This window comes from Nocardia speluncae NBRC 108251, from assembly GCF_001613245.1.
GTDB lineage: Bacteria > Actinomycetota > Actinomycetes > Mycobacteriales > Mycobacteriaceae > Nocardia > Nocardia speluncae.
The window spans coordinates 76,426-96,616 of record NZ_BDBZ01000046.1; the positions used below are offsets into that span (position 1 = coordinate 76,426).

20 protein-coding genes and 1 pseudogene are annotated in these 20,191 nt (G+C 66.5%); 12 read left to right on the plus strand and 9 right to left on the minus strand.

Annotated elements, in window-relative coordinates; all coding sequences use genetic code 11:
* Positions 1-17: 17 nt before the first annotated feature.
* Positions 18-470: a nuclear transport factor 2 family protein gene (locus tag NS6_RS31770; RefSeq protein WP_068049770.1), complete on the minus strand. Its 453-nt coding sequence runs from the start codon at positions 468-470 to the stop codon at positions 18-20.
* A gap of 117 nt (positions 471-587) precedes the next feature.
* On the opposite strand from NS6_RS31770, the gene NS6_RS31775 reads away from it, so the two are divergent.
* The 3 genes from NS6_RS31775 (at position 588) to NS6_RS31785 (ending at position 4,229) form a co-directional block, all read left to right on the plus strand.
* Complete coding sequence (locus tag NS6_RS31775; RefSeq protein WP_068049872.1) at positions 588-1,376, plus strand: SDR family NAD(P)-dependent oxidoreductase; 789 nt, start codon at positions 588-590, stop codon at positions 1,374-1,376.
* Between the two features lie 206 nt (positions 1,377-1,582).
* Positions 1,583-3,313: a steroid-22-oyl-CoA synthetase gene (gene casI, locus NS6_RS31780; protein WP_068049772.1), complete on the plus strand. Its 1,731-nt coding sequence runs from the start codon at positions 1,583-1,585 to the stop codon at positions 3,311-3,313.
* Between the two features lie 40 nt (positions 3,314-3,353).
* Positions 3,354-4,229, plus strand: a complete 876-nt coding sequence (locus NS6_RS31785; RefSeq protein WP_068049774.1) for an LLM class F420-dependent oxidoreductase — start codon at positions 3,354-3,356, stop codon at positions 4,227-4,229.
* Between the two features lie 8 nt (positions 4,230-4,237).
* Here NS6_RS31785 and NS6_RS36300 read toward each other — a convergent pair whose 3' ends face one another.
* The 5 genes and pseudogenes from NS6_RS36300 to NS6_RS31805 form a co-directional block, all read right to left on the minus strand.
* A complete protein-coding gene (locus NS6_RS36300; RefSeq protein WP_281211564.1) occupies positions 4,238-4,366 on the minus strand; it encodes a hypothetical protein in 129 nt (42 codons plus the stop codon).
* A 73-nt stretch (positions 4,367-4,439) separates the two neighbouring features.
* A complete protein-coding gene (locus NS6_RS31790) occupies positions 4,440-5,183 on the minus strand; it encodes an SDR family NAD(P)-dependent oxidoreductase (RefSeq protein WP_068049775.1) in 744 nt (247 codons plus the stop codon).
* A gap of 239 nt (positions 5,184-5,422) precedes the next feature.
* Positions 5,423-6,784 (minus strand): LLM class flavin-dependent oxidoreductase, encoded by a 1,362-nt coding sequence (locus NS6_RS31795; RefSeq protein ID WP_068049776.1) that lies wholly within the window; start codon positions 6,782-6,784, stop codon positions 5,423-5,425.
* Positions 6,785-6,917: 133 nt separating this feature from the next.
* Positions 6,918-7,094, minus strand: a pseudogene (locus NS6_RS35055) (acyl-CoA dehydrogenase family protein); the annotation flags it as partial.
* A gap of 190 nt (positions 7,095-7,284) precedes the next feature.
* Positions 7,285-7,902, minus strand: coding sequence for a TetR/AcrR family transcriptional regulator (locus tag NS6_RS31805; RefSeq protein ID WP_068049778.1), 618 nt, complete (start codon positions 7,900-7,902; stop codon positions 7,285-7,287).
* A 155-nt stretch (positions 7,903-8,057) separates the two neighbouring features.
* Here NS6_RS31805 and NS6_RS31810 point away from each other — a divergent pair, with 155 nt between their 5' ends.
* The 4 genes from NS6_RS31810 to NS6_RS31825 all read left to right on the plus strand — a co-directional run bounded on the left by NS6_RS31810 (position 8,058) and on the right by NS6_RS31825 (position 12,373).
* A complete protein-coding gene (locus tag NS6_RS31810) occupies positions 8,058-9,107 on the plus strand; it encodes a Rieske 2Fe-2S domain-containing protein (protein WP_068049780.1) in 1,050 nt (349 codons plus the stop codon).
* Positions 9,108-9,153: 46 nt separating this feature from the next.
* The gene (locus tag NS6_RS31815) at positions 9,154-10,236 is read left to right on the plus strand and encodes an NAD(P)H-dependent amine dehydrogenase family protein (RefSeq protein WP_068049782.1); all 1,083 of its coding nucleotides are present in this window, start codon (positions 9,154-9,156) and stop codon (positions 10,234-10,236) included.
* 729 nt (positions 10,237-10,965) lie between these two features.
* A complete protein-coding gene (locus NS6_RS31820) occupies positions 10,966-11,655 on the plus strand; it encodes an MspA family porin (protein WP_068049784.1) in 690 nt (229 codons plus the stop codon).
* A gap of 64 nt (positions 11,656-11,719) precedes the next feature.
* Positions 11,720-12,373, plus strand: a complete 654-nt coding sequence (locus NS6_RS31825; RefSeq protein ID WP_068049786.1) for an MspA family porin — start codon at positions 11,720-11,722, stop codon at positions 12,371-12,373.
* Here the strand turns inward: NS6_RS31825 and NS6_RS31830 are convergent.
* Positions 12,360-12,953 carry a thioesterase family protein gene (locus tag NS6_RS31830; protein ID WP_068049788.1) on the minus strand — a complete coding sequence of 198 codons (594 nt, stop codon included), beginning with the start codon at positions 12,951-12,953 and terminating at the stop codon, positions 12,360-12,362. The genes NS6_RS31825 and NS6_RS31830 overlap by 14 nt on opposite strands.
* A 315-nt stretch (positions 12,954-13,268) precedes the next feature.
* Here NS6_RS31830 and NS6_RS31835 point away from each other — a divergent pair, with 315 nt between their 5' ends.
* The 3 genes from NS6_RS31835 to NS6_RS31845 all read left to right on the plus strand — a co-directional run bounded on the left by NS6_RS31835 (position 13,269) and on the right by NS6_RS31845 (position 15,577).
* Entirely contained in the window at positions 13,269-13,799 is a 531-nt protein-coding gene (locus NS6_RS31835) for a VOC family protein (RefSeq protein WP_068049790.1), read from the plus strand.
* 190 nt (positions 13,800-13,989) lie between these two features.
* Entirely contained in the window at positions 13,990-14,778 is a 789-nt protein-coding gene (locus NS6_RS31840; protein WP_068049873.1) for an SDR family NAD(P)-dependent oxidoreductase, read from the plus strand.
* A 55-nt stretch (positions 14,779-14,833) separates the two neighbouring features.
* Positions 14,834-15,577, plus strand: a complete 744-nt coding sequence (locus tag NS6_RS31845; protein WP_068049875.1) for an SDR family NAD(P)-dependent oxidoreductase — start codon at positions 14,834-14,836, stop codon at positions 15,575-15,577.
* Positions 15,578-15,674: 97 nt separating this feature from the next.
* Here NS6_RS31845 and NS6_RS31850 read toward each other — a convergent pair whose 3' ends face one another.
* Positions 15,675-16,295, minus strand: a complete 621-nt coding sequence (locus tag NS6_RS31850; RefSeq protein ID WP_068049792.1) for a TetR/AcrR family transcriptional regulator — start codon at positions 16,293-16,295, stop codon at positions 15,675-15,677.
* Between the two features lie 364 nt (positions 16,296-16,659).
* Between NS6_RS31850 and NS6_RS31855 the strand changes: the two genes are divergently transcribed.
* Positions 16,660-17,136: a nuclear transport factor 2 family protein gene (locus NS6_RS31855; protein WP_068049802.1), complete on the plus strand. Its 477-nt coding sequence runs from the start codon at positions 16,660-16,662 to the stop codon at positions 17,134-17,136.
* Positions 17,137-17,568: 432 nt separating this feature from the next.
* The gene (locus tag NS6_RS31860; protein ID WP_068049804.1) at positions 17,569-19,038 is read left to right on the plus strand and encodes an FAD-dependent oxidoreductase; all 1,470 of its coding nucleotides are present in this window, start codon (positions 17,569-17,571) and stop codon (positions 19,036-19,038) included.
* Between the two features lie 69 nt (positions 19,039-19,107).
* Here the strand turns inward: NS6_RS31860 and NS6_RS31865 are convergent, their stop codons facing one another.
* Complete coding sequence (locus NS6_RS31865; RefSeq protein ID WP_068049877.1) at positions 19,108-20,055, minus strand: alpha/beta hydrolase; 948 nt, start codon at positions 20,053-20,055, stop codon at positions 19,108-19,110.
* Positions 20,056-20,191 lie beyond the last annotated feature (136 nt).

Genomic DNA, 20,191 nt, shown 5'->3' on the forward strand with positions numbered 1-20,191 from the left:
TCAATGAAAAGTTCGGGTCACCGGCCCGAACGGGTCACCGGCACGTCCTCGGCGAAATCGACCACGAGTTCCCGGCGGGAGAACAACCAGATGCCGTCGGAGCGCTCGAAGGTGTCCCGATAGCGCATCGCGATCCGGTTGTCCCGATGACCGTCACCGCGTGCGTAGATATGGTGCGCCGTGCAGTAGGTTTCGGCGTGCGCGCGGCCTGCGGTATCGGCCTCGGCCACCTGTTGTCCGACGATATGCCGGGTCGCCACCAGGTGCGATACCGCCCCCACCACCGATCGGGCCACTGTCTCCCGGCCGCGCAGTTCGGCCGGTGCGTCCGTTCTGTTCAGTTCGGCCGGTAGTACGACCACCACATCGGGGGTACACAGGGCGGCGACCGCCGCGGCGTCCCGGCGGTCGATGGCCAGGGCATAGCGCGCCGCGAGCGTGGTCAGGGCAAGCCGGTCGGCAGGGTCCATCGTTGTATCTCAGCGCGGATCGGCGCCGGAACCCAGGGGGCCTCTCGCTGGGTGAGACTTGGGTGGCCGCATCGCGTGCGAGTACCGCAGGCTGCCCCCGGAAGAGGAGGCATGCATATGGGTACGTTGACCGGTCGGGCCGCACTCGTCACCGGCGCCGGGGTGGGCATCGGGCGCGGTATCGCGGGTGCTCTGGCCCGGGAGGGCGCGGATGTGCTGGTCGCCGAGATCGACGCGGCGGCAGGCGCGGATACCGCGAAATGGTTGACCGGGACATGGGGCGTGCGGGCGCAATTCGTGCACACCGATATCACCGAACAACGCCAGGTCGAGGCAATGGTGGACGCCGCGGTGTCCGAATACGGCCGGCTGGACATCCTGGTCAACAATGCCTGGCGCGGAACGGGTTACGCCCGCCTGGAGAAGACGGCGCCCGAGGTGATGTCCGCCGGTTTCGATATGGCGGTGATGGCCGCGTTCTGGGCCATGCAGCGGGCCTATCCGGCGCTGGCGGAACACGGAACCGGCCGGGTCGTGAACCTGGCCAGTCTCAACGGTGTCAACGCCCATATGTATTCGGTCGCCTACAACGCGGCCAAGGAGGCGCTGCGGGCGGTGACCCGCACGGCGGCGCGCGAATGGGCGCCGAAACAGGTGTGCTGCAATGTGATCTGCCCCGGCGCGCGCAGTGCGGCCTACCAGCGGATGGCCGATGCCAATCCGGAGATGGCGGCCTCGATCGATGCGGCCAACCCGATGGGCCGCGTCGGCGACCCGCTCGACGATATCGGTCCGGTCGTCGCCTTCCTCGCCGGCGACGGTGCGCGATACCTCACCGGAAACACCCTGTTCGTCGACGGCGGCGCGCATATCAACGGCGTGCAATGGGCGCCGCAGGTCGACTGAACGCCGGTCGGCGGGGCCGGGCCGCATGTGCCGGTCGTCGCGGGCCACGAGCGTGACCCGCAGTACGTCGGCGCTCGCCGTGCTGCCGGGTGCTCGAAGCCGAACCCGTCCGGCTGTCCGGGCCGGCCCGGTGCGGGCGCGTTTTCCACTGGCTGAGACCTGCTACGGCGAGCCGGTGACGGACTTGGATAGCGTCGGGGCGGCACATGCGGCATTGCCGGAAACATGTGGCACGGGATAAGCGGGCAGGAGTTGAGTTGGAACACGCGACCATTGCGGGGATGCTGCTCGACCGTCTCGGTGATTCGCACCTGGGGGTGCGGACCCGGGAGCGGGATTGGACGTGGGACGAGACGGTGCGCGAAAGCGCCGCCCGCGGGTCGCTGGCCGCGGCGTTGCGGGTCGACGGACCGTTCCATATCGGGGTGCTGCTCGAGAACACCCCCGAATATCTGTTCTGGCTCGGCGGCGCCGCCTTGAGCGGTGCGGTGATCGTCGGTATCAACCCCACCCGGCGCGGCGCCGAACTCGAGGCCGAGATCCGCTACGTCGACTGCCAGCTGATCGTGACCGATACCGCCGGGATGGCGCAGCTGCGTGAGCTGGACCTCGGCCTCGACGAAGACCGCTTCGTCCTCGTCGACGCGCCCGATTACCCCGACCGGGTCCGTACGCACCGGGTGGACGAGCCGGTCGCCGCACCGGCGGTGGACGAAACGACCCTGTTTCTGCTGTTGTTCACCTCCGGCACCACCGGCACCTCGAAAGCCGTGCGCTGCAGCCAAGGCCGGTTGGCCCGGCTCGCCTATGCGAACAACGAGAAATACGGGCACGTCCGCGAGGATGTCGACTACTGCTGTATGCCGCTGTTCCACGGAAACGCGCTGATGGCGCTGTGGGCGCCGGCGCTGTCCAACGGTGCCACCGTCTGTCTGACCCCCAAGTTCTCGGCGTCCGGGTTCCTGCCCGATGTGCGGTTCTTCGGTGCCACCTTCTTCACCTACGTCGGCAAGGCCCTGAGCTATCTGATGGCCACCCCGGAACAGTCCGACGATATCGACAACACCCTGGTCCGGGGGTTCGGCACCGAGGCATCACCGGAGGACAAGGCCGAGTTCGCCCGCCGTTTCGGGGCCGAATTGTTCGAGGGTTACGGATCGTCGGAGGGGGCGGGATCGGTGAAGCCCGACCCGGATGCTCCTGAAGACGCCATGGGCCGGCCCGCGCACGCCGATATCGCCGTCGTGAACCCGGACACCCGCGACGTTTGCGCCCGCGCGAAACTCGACCGGTTCGGCCGGGTACTGAACCCGGACGACGCGATCGGCGAGATGGTGGACAAGGGCGGCGCGAAACGTTTCGAGGGGTACTACAAGAACGAGGCCGCGGTGGCCGAGCGGATCCGGCACGGCTGGTACTGGACCGGCGACCTCGGCTATGTCGACGAGGCCGGGTTCATCTATTTCGCCGGTCGCAAAGGTGACTGGATCCGTGTCGACGGCGAGAACACGTCCGCGCTGACGATCGAACGGATCCTGCGGCGGCACCCGAAGATCATCGCGACGGGTGTGTACGCGGTGCCCGACCCGCGTTCGGGGGATCAGGTGATGGCCGCGATCGAGGTCGCGCAGGTAGCGGACTTCGACCCGGTCGAGTTCGCGGCCTTCCTCGGTGACCAGGACGATCTGGGGACCAAGGCGGCGCCGCGATTCGTGCGGGTATCGGCGAACCTGCCGGTGACCGGTTCGAACAAGGTGCTCAAACGTGAGCTGCAAGCGCAGTTGTGGCGCGTCGGCGACCCTGTCTACCACCGGGTGGGCCGCGGTGCGCTGACCTACGAACTGCTGACCGAGCTCGGTAAACAGGAGCTCGAACGAGAATTCCACACCTACGGCCGCGCACGGTTCCTACCGGACCCCGGCGTTTCACGGCGGTGACGGTGGGTCGGTGGTGCCGGTGTAGCGAAGGAGGCAGGCAATGAAGCTCGGTGTCGTGATCCCGGTCGAACTGGGGACGAGCGGGGAACCGGAGGAGATCCTGCGGTTCGCGCGGGCCGCGGAATCGCTCGGATTCGACGAGATCTCGGCCGTGGAACATTCGGTGGTCATCGCCGATACCGAAAGCGAATACCCCTACTCGCCGACCGGCAAATCTCATCTGCCCGACGATTGCGATATCCCGGACCCGTTGGAGCTGCTGTCGTTCGTCGCCGGCGCCACCACCACGCTCGGCCTGTCGACCGGCGTACTGGTACTGCCGAACCACAATCCGGTGGTGCTGGCCAAACGCCTGGCCACCCTCGACCGGCTCTCCGGGGGACGTGTGCGCATATGCCTCGGTCTCGGCTGGATGCGGGAAGAAATCGAGGCCTGCGGCGGCCGGTTCGACCGCCGCGGCAAGATCGCCGACGAATCCATCGCGGTCATGCGGGCACTGTGGGCCGGTCGCGACGGTGTGGATTTTCACGGTGACTACTTCTCGTTCACCGATGCCTACAGCCGGCCCAAACCATTCCGGGGCACCGGGGTGCCACTGTACATCGGCGGCCACAGCCTGGCGGCCGCTCGCCGGGCCGGCCGGCTGGGTGACGGGTTCCAGCCGCTGGGACTGGCCGGTGCCGACCTCGATACGGCGATCGGTGCCATGCGTGCCGCGGCCGCTGCGGCCGATCGCGATCCCGCGGATATCTCCCTGGTACTCGGCGCCACCCTGCCGCGCCTGGACGAGTCCAAGCTCGACCGATCCCGTGCACTCGGCGCCGACCGCCTCGTACTCTCGGCGTCCCGCCACGCCACCTCCATGGATCTCGTGATCGACGAAATGGCGGAGTGCGCGAAACGCTTGGGTCGCTGACCGCACGGCTACGGATGGACGACGATCTTTCCCAGCGAAACGGTGTGGCCGCCGATCGCGCCGGCGACCACCCACCGGGCGCCGTCGCGCAGGTGCGGCAGTACCTCGGGCAGGACCGGGGCGCCCACGATGTCCATGCCGTGAATTGCCGGGGTCCGGGTGGACCGGGTGCCGGGGCGCGAGTCCGGCCCGGCGACCCATCCACCTTGTCTACCGGAGTTTGATGCTGCCACCGTCGACCATGATGGTCTGGCCGGTGATGTAGTCGGCGTCCGCGCTGGCGAGGAAAACCGCGACCCGGCCGATATCGGCCTCGGGATCGCCGAACCGGTGCAGTGGGGTCTTCGCCAGCAGAACATCTTCGATACCGGGATTCGCGGCGATATAGGATTCGACTCCCTCGGTCAGCGCGAGCGGCGAGATCAGGTTGATATTGATGTTGTCGACCGCCCACTCGTTCGCCGCGACCCGGCTGATCGCCCGGATGGCCTCCTTGGCGGCCGCGTAGGAGGTCTGGTTCTCCTGCCCCTCGATACCGGCCCCCGAAGCGAAGTTGACGATCGTGCCCTGATTGGCAGCCAGTTGGGCGTGCGCGGCCTTCATCAGCCAGAAGGTCGGATAGAAGCCTGTCCCGAAGGACAGGTCCAGCATCTCCTGAGTGGTTTCCAGCAGCGGTGCCTGCCGGGAAGCGTGCGCATTGTTGACCACGATATCCAGCTTGCCGAACGCCTCGATCGCCGCCTGCACGATCGCCGGTGCGTTCGCCTCCTTCGAGATATCTGCGTTCAGGAACTTCCCGGTTCCGGCCAGTTCGGTCTCGAGCGCCGCACCCGCGTCGTCGTCGATATCGACGAAAAGGACCTCGGCCCCTTCCTTGGCGAAGGCCCGGACGATCCCGCGGCCGATACCACCCGCACCTCCGGTGACGATCGCGACTTTTCCGGCCAGCCTCATCGCATTCCTTCCGATCGGTTGGAAACTCGCGCTGTCCGGCCGGGGACAGCCGGGATGTATCCAGCGTATGCGACCGCCCACTGTGTCCGGGTCCACTGCGTCGCGGGCGTGTGTCGTCGCTGTCCTTCCACCGTCGGCGCATCGGCACCGGAATCCCACCGTGCGGAATCCGCCCTTCTGCGTGTTGGACGTGACCTCGGGGGCGTCGGGTGTTCCGCCGCCACTGCGGATGTGTTCCGCTAGCCGGAAACCGTTGCGGCCGCGAACCGGCTCGCCGGTTTCGGCAGCCCGAGATGGTCACGCAACGTCGCGCCTGAGTACTCGGTGCGGAACAGGCCGCGTTCCCGCAAGATCGGTACCACCGTTTCGGTGAAGATCTCCAGGCCACCGGGATAGTAGGGCGGCATCACATTGAAACCGTCGGCGGCGCCCGTGGTGAACCATTCCTCGATCGTGTCGGCCACCTGTTCCGGCGTGCCGGCGAATACGCGGTGCCCACGAGCGCCGGCGAGACGGTGCAGCAGGCCGCGCAGGGTGGGGCGTTCGCGTTGCACGATACCGGCGATGACCTGGCGCCTGCTGGCCGTATTGTCGGTGACATCGCCCGCGTCGGCGAACAGGCCGGCCGGTACCGGCTCGTCGAGCGGCAGTCGGCGCAGTGTTTCGCCGGCGAGCGATTCCAGTTGTTCGAGACCGTATTCGGGGACCGTCAGCTCGTTGAACTCCCGTTCGAGCTGTTTCGCCGCGGATTCGGTGCTCGCGATGAACGGACTGAGACCGGGCAGTATCTTCACCTGGTCGGGGTTCCGGCCGAATTCGGCGGCGCGACGTTTGATATCGGTGTAGAAGGCATGGGCGTCGCCGAGCCGCTGATGCGCGGTGAAGATCGCCTCGGCGTAGCGGCCGGCGAATGCCCGGCCGTCGTTGGAGGCGCCGGCCTGCACCAGCACCGGATAACCTTGCGGTGTGCGGGCCGAATTGAACGGGCCGCGCACCCGCAGATGCTCTCCCGCGAAATGGATGGGATGGATCTTGTCCGGGTCGGCGTAGCGGCCGGCGGCGCGGTCCAGCAGCACGGCGTCGTCCTCCCAGCTGTCCCACAGCGCCGTGACCGCGTCGACGAATTCCCGGGCCCGCGCGTAGCGCTCGGTATGGCCGGGGTGGCGGTCGAGACCGAAATTGGCGGCCGCCAGGTCGGTTCCGGTGGTGACGATATTCCAGCCGGCCCGGCCATCGGAGATATGGTCCAGCGAGGAGAAGAGCCGGGCCAGGTTGTACGGCTCGTAGTAAGTGGTGGACGCCGTCGCGATCAGTCCGATCCGGCTGGTGGCCGCGGCGATCGCGGTGAGCAGTGTGATCGGTTCCAGGCCGGGTGCGGCGTTGTAGGCCACGTTGGTTCGCAAAGCGGGGCCGTCGGCGAAGAAAACCGCATCGAAGGCGGCGGCTTCGGCCGTACGCGCGATCTCCTGGTAGTAGCGCACATCGTAGATCCGGTCCGGGCGGCTGAGCGGATGCCGCCAGGCGGCCTCATGGTGACCCGCGGGATAGATGAACGCGTTGAGAGCGAGTTGGCGTCGCCCGGCCGGAGAAGGTTGAGGCATTGCCGCATTACAGCAACGCCACCACCGTCCGGGGAACGGTAATTCGCGCGCTGATCCGAACTCCGGCGCGCTTGCCGTCCACCGCGCTTCGGCAACGGGCGCGGCCACGTCCCTGTGTCGAGGCCAGAGCTTGCTGCCGCAACAGGCCCTTGCTGATGATCGTCTTTCAGGATCTCGCTGGTTCCTTCGCTGATCAGCCGAAAAGGCGCTTCCCGCATGAGGCGTTCGTTTTCGGCTTCCTGGAGTAACCGGAACCGCCGTGGATCCGGAAGGCTTTCTGGAGGACCTCGGCGCAGTATTCACCGGCGATCCGCATGGCCGAACGTCGTGAGGTTCCTGTGCGGTTTGTCCGCGTCCAGTTCCGTTCGCACCAGAACCGCGACGAGGTCGGGGTGGCGCCGTTGGTGAGCCACAGTGTGGCGCCGTCGAGGGTGATCTGGCCGTAGCGGGCGTCGCGGCGCTGCATCCCGCGGGTCAGGACAGTGACTTTCCTGCCGCCGTCACGCCTCGAGATAGCTGACGATCCCGCCGATCAGGGCGTCGAGGGCGTCGTCGAGGTCGCCGTAGGTGCCGAGCGAGCGTTCGGAGGTGATCCCGCGCATCGCGGCGGGGATGAGGGCGGCGACCTTGCGCACCTTGACCGGATCCAGATCCAGGTCGGCGAATGCTTTCTGGCAGGCGGTATCCCAGTGCGGTTTCCACGAGGCCAGCTCGGCGGCGGTGAGCGGGAAATCGCGTTCGAGTTCGACGTGGTCGCGGGGGAGGGCGGCGCGCAGGGTTTCGATGGCCAGGGATTCCCGGCCGCGCAGGCCGCGGGCCATGGCGGTGACCATGGCGGCGACCCGCTCGTGCAGGCCGCCGTCCGGTTTGATGCCGGCGGGCAGATCACCACGTTTGTCCGCGGTGCGGCGCAGCACCGCCGCCCAGAGACCGTCGATATCGCCGAACTGGTATTTGACCACTCCCCAGGTCGCGCCGATATCGCGCGCGATGCGGTTACCGGAGACAGCGGCGGGATCGCCGGTGGCCAGCGAGGCGATCGCGGCCTCGAGAATGCTCTCCCGAGACTGGATTCCGCGCCTGTTGGCGCGCCGTTCACTTGCTGCCGCTTCCGTCACGAGCAGCGATTCTACCGCCGCAGATCGAGACCACCCAATTTCACATAACCCTCTTGTATTCTTTCATAGAGGGTTCTATTATCGGTGGGCGCGTGGCCGGATCGGCCGATCCGCACGCCGTATCGAGCAGCTCACGAAGGCGTGAAGGGGTTCAGATGGCGAAACCGCCGCTGTCGATGGAGCCGACGGGCTGGTTCCAGGTGGCCTGGTGCAATGAGATCACGGTTGCCGCGGTGCACAAGATGAAATACTTCGGTCGCGAGATGGTGGCCTGGCGTTCGGCATCCGGCCGAATCGCGGTATTCGACGCCTACTGCGAACACCTCGGCGCCCACCTCGGGTACGGCGGCCGGGTGGAGGGTGAGAACCTGGTCTGCCCCTTCCACGGGTGGGAGTGGAACCGCGAGGGGCGTAACGTCTGCATTCCGTACGAGAGCCATCCGAACAAGGGCCGCCGGATCCGTAGCTATCCGGTGGTGGAACGCAACGAGGCGGTGTGGATCTGGTTCGATGTCGAGGGGCGTCCGCCGCATTTCGAGGTGCCGGATATGTTCACTGCGTTCGGAGACGGCCGCACCGCCGCCGACTACTACCCGCCCGTGCCCGCGGCGACCCTGTGCCGGACGGGACTGGAGATGCATCCCCAGTACGTTATGGAGAACGGTGTCGACTTCGCGCATTTCACGTACGTGCACAAAACCCCGTTCGTCCCGGAATTCACCCGCCACGACTTCTCCGGCCCCGTCTCCTACGTCGATTTCACCATCGCCTTCGACGAATCGGTCCCCGCAGACCAGGTCGGCAGCGGGGTCGAATCGATCAATGCGGGGCTGGGATGTTCGATCACCAAGAGTTGGGGCATGGTCGACAACCGCACCATGCCGGCGGTGACACCGGTGGACGAGCACACCTCCGATGTCCGTTTCACGGTGTGGATCGGGCGCAAACCCGGCGACGACTCCCCGGCGCTCACCCGATACGGGAAGACGATGGCCGATTTCGTCATCGAACAGTTCGAGGCCGATATCGAGATCTGGGCGCACCAGCGCTATTCGGATCCGCCCGCACTGTCCCGCAAGGAGTACCAGGGTTTCACAGCGCTACGGGAATGGGCGCGCCAGTTCTACCCGGACGGCGGGCCGTCCACCGATCCGCACCGGCAGTACAGCGGCGCCGTCCGGCCCGCGGACCCGGCCGGCTCGTGAACCCGTCCGCTCGCCGAATCACCTCGCCAGAACCGAAAGGCCCCGTATGAGCACCGATAAGATCCGGGTATTCCAGGTAGCGACCGGCAATCTCGGCACCGAGATGATCGGCCGGATCCACAACCACCCCGACCTCGAACTCGTCGGGCTGCACTGCTACACCGCGGAGAAGATCGGCCGCGACGCAGGCGAGATCGTGGGTATGGACCCGGTGGGCGTGATCGCCACCGGGACGGTCGAGGAGATCATCGCCGCCCGGCCCGACGTGCTCACCTTCCACGGGGTCTTCCCGGACGAAGAGCTCTACGAGAGAGTTCTCGAAGCAGGTATCAACGTGGTGACCACCGCGGACTGGATCACCGGTTACCACCGGGACACCAATCACCCGCATCCCTCCGGCCGCAAGGTCAGTGAGGTCATCGCGGCCGCGTGCGAGCGCGGCGACGCGACGTTCTACGGCACCGGGATGAACCCGGGCCTGGCCCAGATCCTCGGGATCGTGCACAGCGCTGATGTCGCCGAGATCGAAAACGTCACCGTCACCGAGTCGGTCGACGTCTCCTGTCACCATTCCGTCGACACCTGGAAGGCCGTCGGGTACGGCCGCCCCGTCGACGATCCGACCATTCCGGAATCGCTGCACAAGTACACCGCGGTATTCGCCGATTCGGTGTACCTGATGGCCGACGCATTCGGCCTGGAACTCGACGAGGTCACCTTCGGCTATGAACTCGGCGCTTGCACCGAAGACGTCGACCTCGGCTGGTACTTCCTGCCCAAGGGGTCCCTCGGCGCCAACTACATCAAGTATCAGGGCCTCGTCGACGGCGTGCCGCGGGTCGAATCACATCTCGAATGGCAGATGACTCCGCATACCGATCCGGCCTGGAAAATCAAGGGCTGCTACATCACCCAGATCACCGGCGATCCCAGTATCTACAGCAAACACATGGTCTTCCCCCGTAAGGGCGTCGACCTGTCCGACCCCGCCAGTTTCGCTTCCATCGGCATGACCGTCACCGGTATGCCCGCCCTGCACTCCCTTCGGTCGGTGGTTGCGGCCCGGCCGGGCATCATCACCAGTGCGGACCTGCCCCTGCGCAGCTTCGCCGGGCGTTTCACACTCTGACGGCGATCCTCGCTGCCGGTGTACCCGGCCCCCTCGGCACGTGGCGATTCCGGCCACCGAGCCGGCGGTAGTGCTCGCCGAGCTGCGGTGCCGAAGAGTGCGCCGCCAACGCGATTCTCGCTCAGCGGGAGTGGCGATGGTCTCTTTTCCGGCTTCGGCTTACGGTCGACACCGAATCGCCCGGAATGTACCGGCCCCCGAAGCGGTCCCCGCAGCGCAGGGGCCGGTGCCCACACCGGTCGAGACAACGGTTGCCGACCGCTACGCGGCGACCGGTCCGCGCTGTTGCGGCGGCCCTCGGAATCGGCCGGCCGAAATCAGCCGGCCGGTGGCCGCGGATTTCCGCATTCGGTGCGCGTATCCGCGCCGGGCGGCGAGCGGAGGAAGAAGAAGGGAACGTCATGACCGCAACCCAGCCCAGATAGTCCAGTAGTTGCGGTGTTCTGGCCACCGACCGGAATACCGGGCGGTGGCATCGTGCCACGCCTGTCGACCGGCGTGCTGATATCGCCGCATCCATTGTGCCGATCACCGAATGAAGCTGTTCGGCTGAACGGAACCACTTCGCCGCCCCGGGATTTGTGCTGTCCGGGAAATTCAACGTGCTCAATTTTCGAATTATCGGCACGACATTCGGCGTAGGGGCTTGTCCATAATTCTTCCGGCGATATTCCGGAAACAGTGCCGGGCATCGGCATGCCCGCTTTCGATCGAGATGAGGGTCAACAGATGAAAGCAAACGTCCCACGCCACTCGTATGTCCGTGGCGTCCGTCGCGGTATGCGCCTGGGCGGCGTAAGTGCGGTATTCGCGGCCGTCGGAATGCTGGCCGCAGGCCACGCCACGGCCGATACCTTCGTACCGCTTCCCGACGGCCACCAGGCCGCCCCCGGGGCGACGGTCACCCGTACGGGTGAACATGCCGTGATATCCCCGTCGATGGCTGCCAACGGTGTGGGACGGGTGGTGTGGGTGTCCGGCACCGTCACCGCCGACGTCACCCATACGCCGACGGTCGAACGCCCGGGGCCCTATTCGACGCCGGCGGATATGCCGGGCACGAACAATTCGTCGACCCACGGCGCTTCACAGGTGAATACCGGTTATATCGTCGGTTGCCAGGTCAGCATCGGGGACAGCGCGATCACCGCGGGACTTTCCGGCAATGTCAGTACCAACGGTGGCGGGTTGAGCGGTTCGGCCGGTATCCAGCTCGGCCCTGGTGACGTGAAATTCGTCCGGGTCGGCTTCAAGGATATTCTCCGGCCCGGGGTCTACAGTGTGGGCTACCGGGATTTCGAAATAGAAATTCAAGGTTGCGGCGGTTACGCGCAGGCCCGGTCCTATACGGTCGTGGAAATCATCGGCGATCACTATTCGAAGACCACTCTCTACGGGGCGCCGTTCAGTATCGGATGAGCACGGTCCAATTTCCGACCGCTCGTCTTCTCGACAAGTCAAGAACCCGGAGAGGTTTTCCCCAATGATTGATCCCAAGAAACTCGTCCGCGCTGCATTCGTGGCAGCCGCATCGGTGGGGTTGGCGGCCACCGGCACCGCCGGCGCCGATACCTTCGTACCGCTGCCCGGGGCGGCGGTCACCGAAACCCTCGGTGACGGTACAGCCGTCACGCTGCGCATCGTCGGGGAATCGGCCACGATCAGCCCGTCCATGGGCGCCACCCCGCTACACCGCAATGCCTGGGTATCGGCCAGTGCCCAAGTCGAACTGTCGGCGCCGGCGCGCTCGAAGATCAAACCCGGCTACGTGGTCGGCTGCCAGGTCAATATCGCCGGCGGCGGCGCCAACAGCGGCGCGAACTACAGCACCGACTGGGCGGGCGAGAACCAGTCGGCCGGCACCAGTCTCGGCGGGAACCTGAGCCTGGGACCGGGGCAGGCCAAGAAGTTCTACCTGCTGGACCTGGAAGCCCCCGATGCCTTCGGAATGGAATCGCATCGGCCCTTCTCCTCGATCGCCGGAACCAGTGGCAGCGTGAGCTGGCACAACAGCACCATCGGGCTCGCCGGTTGCGCGGGCTACGCGCAGGCCAGGGCATTCACCGAAGTGGAGGTCGAAACCGCCGGCTCCAAGGAGATCGTCACCGTCTGGGGTCAGCCGTTCAGCCTCGGCTGAATCGGCCGGAACCCGGGTTCCGCCGTGCGGCGAGACCCGGGTTCTGCCGTGCCGGACTCTCCTCCGGCGCGTGCAGTCCGCGCACCACACGGCCGATGCCGCCGGGAAGCCCGGCCGCGGCCTGAATCCGGGAGAACTCGGTCAGATAATTCCGCTGCTCGACCGACATGGCAGAGGAACGCCGAGAGGTCAGGTCGAAATGCAGGTCCATCTGCTCACCCACCGCAACCCGGCGCCGGGTGTCCAGGCTGAACACCTCGTGCAGGACGTGGATTCTTTTGTCGTCGGCACCCAGTAGCCAGGAACGGATCTCGAGTTCGTCCCCACGACGCACCTCACGCTCGTACCCGAGTGACGACTGGACCACGACCTTCCCCAGCCCGGTCCGGTCGACGTAGCTCTCGCCCATCCCGATCAGAGCGCTGAACGCCGCGTGTCCGCGATAGACGATAATGCCGTAATACATGGCGTTCATATGGTCGTTGAAGTCGATCCAGGAGTCCTCCACCCGGCAACGGAAGGACGTGACCGGGCCCTGCGGCACCCGGTCGAGCGGGATGATCGCATCCGCCGAAATCATGGGCCTCCTTCGAATCCGGTCCGCCCGGCCCGATATAGCCGGCAACCGGGTTCACAACTCCGGAAAGTATCGTCCGGGCCATCGCGCTGTCTCTCCGGTTGCCGGTGGGTGGAACTCTCCCGGGTGACACCGGGACAGCCGTGGAGTGGCACTGTGTCCCGGAGCAGGACCGAGACGTGCAGCGCGCGCAACCCCGCAAGTGGGCCGTGGCTTCCGGAGTGCCGGGGCCGAGTGGAGCATGATGGTGGGCGATGGGTCCGTCACCGCTGTGGGCGCCTGGCGGACGACACCGACGTTCGAGGAGGTCCACCGGATATGCGTGGAATCAACCATGTGGTCCTGTATGTCTCGGACCTTGCGCGCAGCCTGGACTTCTACGAGCAGGTCCTCGGGTTCGAACGGCTCCCCGGTGGTTTTCCGGGGGGTGCGTTCCTGCGGCACGCGGGTTCGGCCAACGACCATGATCTGGGGCTGTTCGAATCCCGGGGCGCGGCTGTCCCGGCCCCCGGATCGGTCGGGCTTTATCACGTGGCATGGGAGGTCGCCACGCTGGCCGAGCTCTCGGCGGCCCAGCAGAGTCTGGCCGCCGCCGGGGCGCTGACGGGGGCGGGTGACCACGGGTCGACCAAGGCGCTGTACGGCCGCGACCCCGACGGTATCGAGTTCGAGGTGTGCTGGCTCGTGCCCGACGAGCACATCGAGGAAGCGCTGCGCGGCGCCTCGATGACCGCGCCGCTGGACCTCGCGGCCGAGATCGAGCGCTACGGCGCGGATACTCCGGGCGGTCCTCGCTCCGACCCGGCGGTCTGGCGCAGGATTGCGGCAATGCGCTCTGCGCAGGGCTGAGCCGGACGGTTCCACCACGGCGTCGCGGCTTTCAGGGGCGTGCGGCGGCGAATCCATTCAGTGGGAGTCGGCGCCGCGGATGCGGCGGCCGACTCTAGCCTCGGGAACGGTTCTGCCGGGATTCGCCGACCCGGATCGGCGAGACACGAGCCCGGCAATCGGCTCGGAACGAGGAGTGAAACACGTGGATATGCAGAAGTACGGGCCGTGGGCCGTTATCGCGGGCGGCTCCGAAGGCGTCGGTGCCGAGTTCGCGATCCAGCTCGCCGAGCAGGGGATGAACCTGGTACTGCTGGCGCGTAAACCGGAACCGCTGGAGGCAACAGCCGAGGCTTGCCGTGCGCACGGCGCCGAGGTGCGCACGCTATCGATCGACCTGCTCGCCGCGGACGCTTTCGTCCGAATACGTGAGGCCACCGACGATCTCGACGTAGGTTTGTTCATCTACAACGCAGGTGCCAACACCTACGGACACGAATTCGTCACCGGTGACCTCGATCGCTTCCAGGCTGTTATCGATCTGAACATCACCGTCCAGCTGAAACTGGTGCAGCATTTCGGTGCGCCCATGAAGGAACGGCGCCGCGGCGGGATCCTGCTGGTGGGTTCGCTCAGCGGCTATCTGGGCTCGGCTCAGATCAGCGTGTACTCGGCGGTCAAGTCGTTCTGCCGCACCTTCGCCGAAGGCTTGTGGCTCGAGATGAAGGATTACGACGTCGATGTGCTGGAACTGGTGCTGGGGCTCACCCGCACGCCGGCCATGGACCGGGCGGGACTGAAGATGAACCGGCCCGGCCTCCTGGTCTCCGAACCTCGCGATGTGGCGGCACAGGGTCTGGCGAATCTCGCCGACGGCCCCATCGTGGTGGTGAAGCAGTTCGAAGCGGTCGCTGAGAAGAACAGCGGGCAGAACCGGGCCGAGCTGCTGCTGGAGGCGCGGGCGGCGGCGAAGAAGCTGCTTCCTCCACCGACCGAATGACACTGGTACCGAAGCTGTTCGGATGAATCGTGAAACCGGTACGGAAGGAACACACGTGAGACTCGACGGAAGAGTCGCGATAGTCACCGGAGGAGCCGGTGGGATCGGCCGCGGAATTGTCCGGGCTTTCACCGACGAGGGAGCATCGGTCGTTTTCGCCGATATCGATGGCGAGGCGGGGCGAGCGCTGGAGCAGGAACTCGACGGCCGGGGGAAGTACGTCGATATCGATATCGCGCAGGAGGGCAGCGCCGAGAAGATCTGTGCGGCCGCGATCGAAACCTTCGGCGCGCTGCATATCCTGGTCAACAATGCGCATGCGTCGCGACAGGCCCCGCTGGTCGAGACGACCCAGGAGATGTTCGACCTGTCGTTCGGTACCGGGTTCTATCCGACGGTGCGCCTGATGCAGGCCGCGTATCCGCATCTGCGGGCGACCGCGGGTTCGGTGATCAATTTCGCCTCGGGCGCAGGTATCGAGGGGCATGCCACACAGGCTTCCTATGCCGCGGCGAAGGAAGCGATCCGGGCGGTCAGCCGGGTGGCGGCCAACGAATGGGCTGCCGACAACATCAATGTGAACATCATCTCGCCGCTGGCCCGCACCGAAGGGGTCAGTGCGTACATCGAGGCGAACCCCGGTATCGAGGACACCATGCTCAGGCGTGTCCCGCTGGGGCGTTTCGGCGATCCGCAACAGGATATCGGGCGGGTCGCGGTATTCCTGGCGAGCGCGGACGCCGACTACATGACCGGTCAGACTCTGATGGTCGACGGTGGAACAATCAAACTGCGGTAGCCGTCCAGCGGCGATAGGTCGCGGCTGTGCAGGCCATCCGCTCCCCGTCCGAGGTTGTCTCGGCCGGGGAGCGGTTCCGGTCTCCCGCCGTGCCGACTCACCGATCCGGTGTGGCGGCACCGATACCGGTGAGCAGCATCCGCATGCCGCGCAGCAGGATTCGCTCGACCTCGGCGAATTCACCGGAGTCGCCGGCGTCGACCCAGTGGATATAGGCCTGCCGCATCGTCTGCATCACCAGTTGGGCGGGGAGTTCCCGCAGGAACGGATCCCGGCCGAGGTCGTAATGCTGGTCGAGGAAGCGAGTGATCTCCCCGCACAGCCCTTCGCCCCACTCCAGCCACCGCAATCGGTACGGCGGCGTGTGGATCATCAGCTCCATGAACTTGCGGTCGAATTCCGGTATCCGGCTGCGGTGCACCTCGGTGGTGAACGCGTGTGCGAGCACCTCGACCGGATCTGCGTCCGTGGAGGCCGTGTGCAGGATTTCGACGATGAGTTCCTCGCTCTGCCGGAACAGGGGGGAGAGAACGTCCTCCTTCACCGGGAAATGGCGGTGGAAGGTGCGTGGCGAGATCCCCACGATTTCGCAGATCTGCTCCACGGTGGCGGAGGTGTTGCCCTCGGCGATGAACAGATCTCGTGCGGTGAGAGCGATGGTCCGTCGCAGTTCCGCCGCCCGGCGCTCGGTGAGGGTGGGACGAGCTGGCTTGGTCACCGGGCCTCCCTTTCGTGCTGTCGTACCGGGCCTGCGCGTCGGCGCCCATGCGTGTCCAATACGCGGCGTCAGGGTATGACAGTACGGCAGAACGTGACAAAATGGCCAATGAAGGGGCCGGGCTCCCAGCCAGCGGAATTCTGCACCCCCGTTCGTCCGGCACCTGATTTCATGCCACGGTATCGCCGATAACGGGAAAGGCGCGACGGCCTGACATCGATGCACGGTGGCCGGAACGCGAGGGAACGAGAGGTCGGAACATGATCGAAGGTGCGGAATACGGCCCGGACAGTGGCGCCGGCCGGCAGGACGCGCGCGTCCCCACCGCCCGGCCGCCGGCCGGCGACGCGAAAGGCGGCCGGGCATGAGCGGGGAAGAGTCGCTTGCCGGACTTGTGGCGCGCGTAGAGCGTCTCGAGGACGAGCTCGCCATCATCCGGAAACTCACGGCCTACGGACCGCTCGTCGATGCGGGTGAGGCCGATTCCGTGGCGGAATTGTGGGCCGAGGACGGCGTTTACGACGTCGAGGGCTGGCGGATGGCCGGGCGTGCCGAGGTGCGATCCATGGTTCTGTCCGACGCCCACCAGGACATCATCGGGGGCGGCAGTGCCCACTTCTTCGGCCCACCCCATATCGAGCGCATCGAGGGTGACGAGGCCGAGGCGATCTGCGAGTCGATCCTGGTGCGGCACGAGGACGGCAAGTTCTACATCTGGCGGGCCGGAGTCCACCGGATCGAGTTGCGCCGCACCGGCAACGGTTGGTGCGTCACCCGGCGGGTCACCCGGCCCTTGAACGGCAGCGCCGCAGCCCGTGATCTGGTGGCCGGCCGGAAATAGGAATACATTGCCCGGCCGCGCGAGTTCGGCGCAGCGGGCAGGTGAAGTGCTCCACCCGCCGCCGCCCCGCGCGCCGGCGGCGGGTTCGGCCGCGCGTATCCCGGATCCGGCCACCGTCCCGGTGACGACGTGATGAGCTGTGCACGTTGCGGTTCCACCGGTTCCGAGCACTCGGAGCGCCCAGTGATCGTCGAAGCATTGTCCGCGACGTCGTCGGGCAAGGTCCCCCAGCGGCGACAGTTGCCTTCCCGACCGCCTGATCGACGCGACACATCAACATCTCGGTGAGCGGGAAGTTCCGGAACCGGGCCGGTCACCACCACCGACACTGGGGTCGCCCCATGAGCAGGCCGAACGACCGGTATCCCTGTCGGCTCCGACATCTGCCGCGGCCCTCGAACCGGTCACCGGTCTCGACGAACAGGAGAATCAATGTCGGATGTGCGTGTTCACCCCGAGCGGCTCGCCGCGGTCACCGAATGGGATTACGAGGCCGATGTGGTGGTGGTGGGCTACGGAGTGGCGGGTGCCGGCGCGGCGATCGAGGCCGCTCGCGCGGGGGCCGATGTACTCGTGCTCGAACGGACCGGGGGCTGGGGCGGCGCGGCGGCGCTCTCGGGTGGATTCATCTATCTCGGCGGCGGCACCGCGTTACAGCAGGCGCTCGGTTTCGACGATACGCCCGAGAACATGGAACGCTTCCTGATGGCCGCGCTCGGTCCGGGCGCCGACGAGGTCAAGATCCGCGATTACTGCCAGGGCAGTGTGGAACATTTCGATTGGCTCGTTGCGCAAGGTGTTCCGTTCAAAGAAGAATTCTGGGGCGAACCCGGTTGGGAACCGCCGGCCGATCAGGGCCTGATGTTCTCCGGCGGGGAGAACGCCGCACCGTACAACACCCTCGCTACTCCGGCGCCGCGTGGCCACCTCCCGCAGATGGCGGATAAACACACCGGCGAGAAGGGCGGCGGGTTCATGCTGATGAAACCGCTCACCGACACCGCGGCGGCCTTGGGTATCCGCGCCGAATACGATGTGCGGCTACAGCGCCTGATCGTCGACGACTCCGGCCGAGTCACCGGAGTGGTGGCCAAACGCTACGGCAAACCCGTGTATGTACGCGCACGCCGGGGCGTCGTGCTGGCAACCGGTAGCTTCGCCTACAACCAGCAGATGGTCGAGGCATACACCCCGTTGCTGATCAACCGGCCAGCGGCTGCCATCGAGGAACACGACGGTATCGGCATCCTGGTGGCACAGGCTCTGGGCGCCCAGCTGGCGCATATGGATGCCATCGAGGTCGCGATCTTCGCCGACCCGCAGTTGATGGCGCGCGGAATACTCGTCAATGGGCGCGGCCAGCGCTATATTCCCGAGGATTCCTACCCCAGCCATATCGGGCAGTCGACCCTGATCCGCCAGGCCAACGAGGCGTTCCTGATCATCGATGAATCCGCTCTGGAGGAGGCGAACAACAGCGTCTCGAGCAGCGCGGCGATGCGCAGCGTGCCACCCACCTGGGTCGCGGAATCGGTCGAAGAACTGGAATCGGATATCGGTTTCCCCGCCGGGGTCCTACAGGCCACCGTCGAGGTCTACAACAGGCACGCGAAGGACGGCGCGGACCCGCTGCTGGGTAAGAAAACCCAGTGGGTGAAACCGATCGGCGCACCGCTGGCGGCCTACGATCTGCGCAACCGCACAGGCGGTTTCACCCTCGGCGGCCTGCGCACCGATCTCGACTCCCGGGTCGTGCATGTCTCCGGTGACCCGATTCCCGGCCTGTTCGCCGCGGGCCGCTGCACCTCGGGAATCAGCGCGGGCGGCTACGTGAGCGGCGCGTCCTTGGGCGACGGCAGCTTTTACGGTCGCCGCGCCGGCCGGACCGCCGCCGGATCCTGACCCCTTCACCGACGAGGTGGTGCTCACTCGAGGCGGGGCCGGTCGCCGGGTCGAGAGGGCTGGAGCCGATCAGCCGAAGGGGAGCGGGTGGGCGAACTTGGCGCGCAACAGACCGCCGATTTCGGCTACCGCGAGCGTCGCGCGGGCCGAATTCTGCGGTCGCATGAGAAAACCGTGCAGTACGCCGGGGTACCTGGTGACGGTGGTCTGGACCCGCGCGTCCCGCAGTCGGCGGGCGTATCGCTCGCCCCAATCCCGGATCGGGTCGCCCTCGGCGGTCACCACGATCGCCTGAGGGAGACCGGTCAGGTCCTCGGCGTAGGCCGGAAACCGATAGCAGTCGTCGGGCCCGGTGGCGCTGGTGTCCACGAGTTCGTGCAGATAGGTGATGTCCTCGCGGAGCAGCATCGGAGCGTCGGGCATGGCGATGATCGACGGTGCGCCCATATCGCGGTCCAGTCCGGGGTAGAGCAGAACCTGACCGAACAGGGCGGGGCCGGTACGGTCCCTGGCCAGCAGCGCGACGCCGGCGGCGAGACCGCCGCCCGCGCTGTCACCGAGTACGACCAGGCGGCCGGGATCGATGCGCAGCGATTCCGCGTTGGCCGCGACCCATGCAGTGGCCGTATACGATTCCTCGACCTGTGTCGGTGCTCCCCATTCCGGAGCAAGCCGATAGTCGACACCGATCACCGTCGCACCGGCCGCGGCCGCGATCTGCCGGGCCAGCGGTTCGAACGAGGCATTGGAGCCCATCGCCAGACCACCGCCGTGCAGATGGACCACGGCCGGGGCCGCGGTGTCGTTGGTGGGCCGGTATATGCGGAGTGGGATGTGCCCGTAGGGCCCGGGGACGGTGAGATCCTCGATGTCGGTCATGAGCGGCATATCGGCCGGGGGCTTCATCGCCTCGACGCCGGCACGGACCTGTTCGATGCCTCGGGAACGCATGGAAGGTACTGCCCCCATGGCGTTGATACGGGCTTCGACATCGGGATCGAGTGGGGGAACGGGCACGGGCGTCTCCTCGGCGAATATCAAGGGTTAGGAGCCCAATAGGACCGCATCACATCGTTGTCCGGCTGCCGCTGTTCCGTCAGATGGGAGGCCGGTCAGGTCCCGCTCACCGGAAATACGGCAGTCGACATTTCGG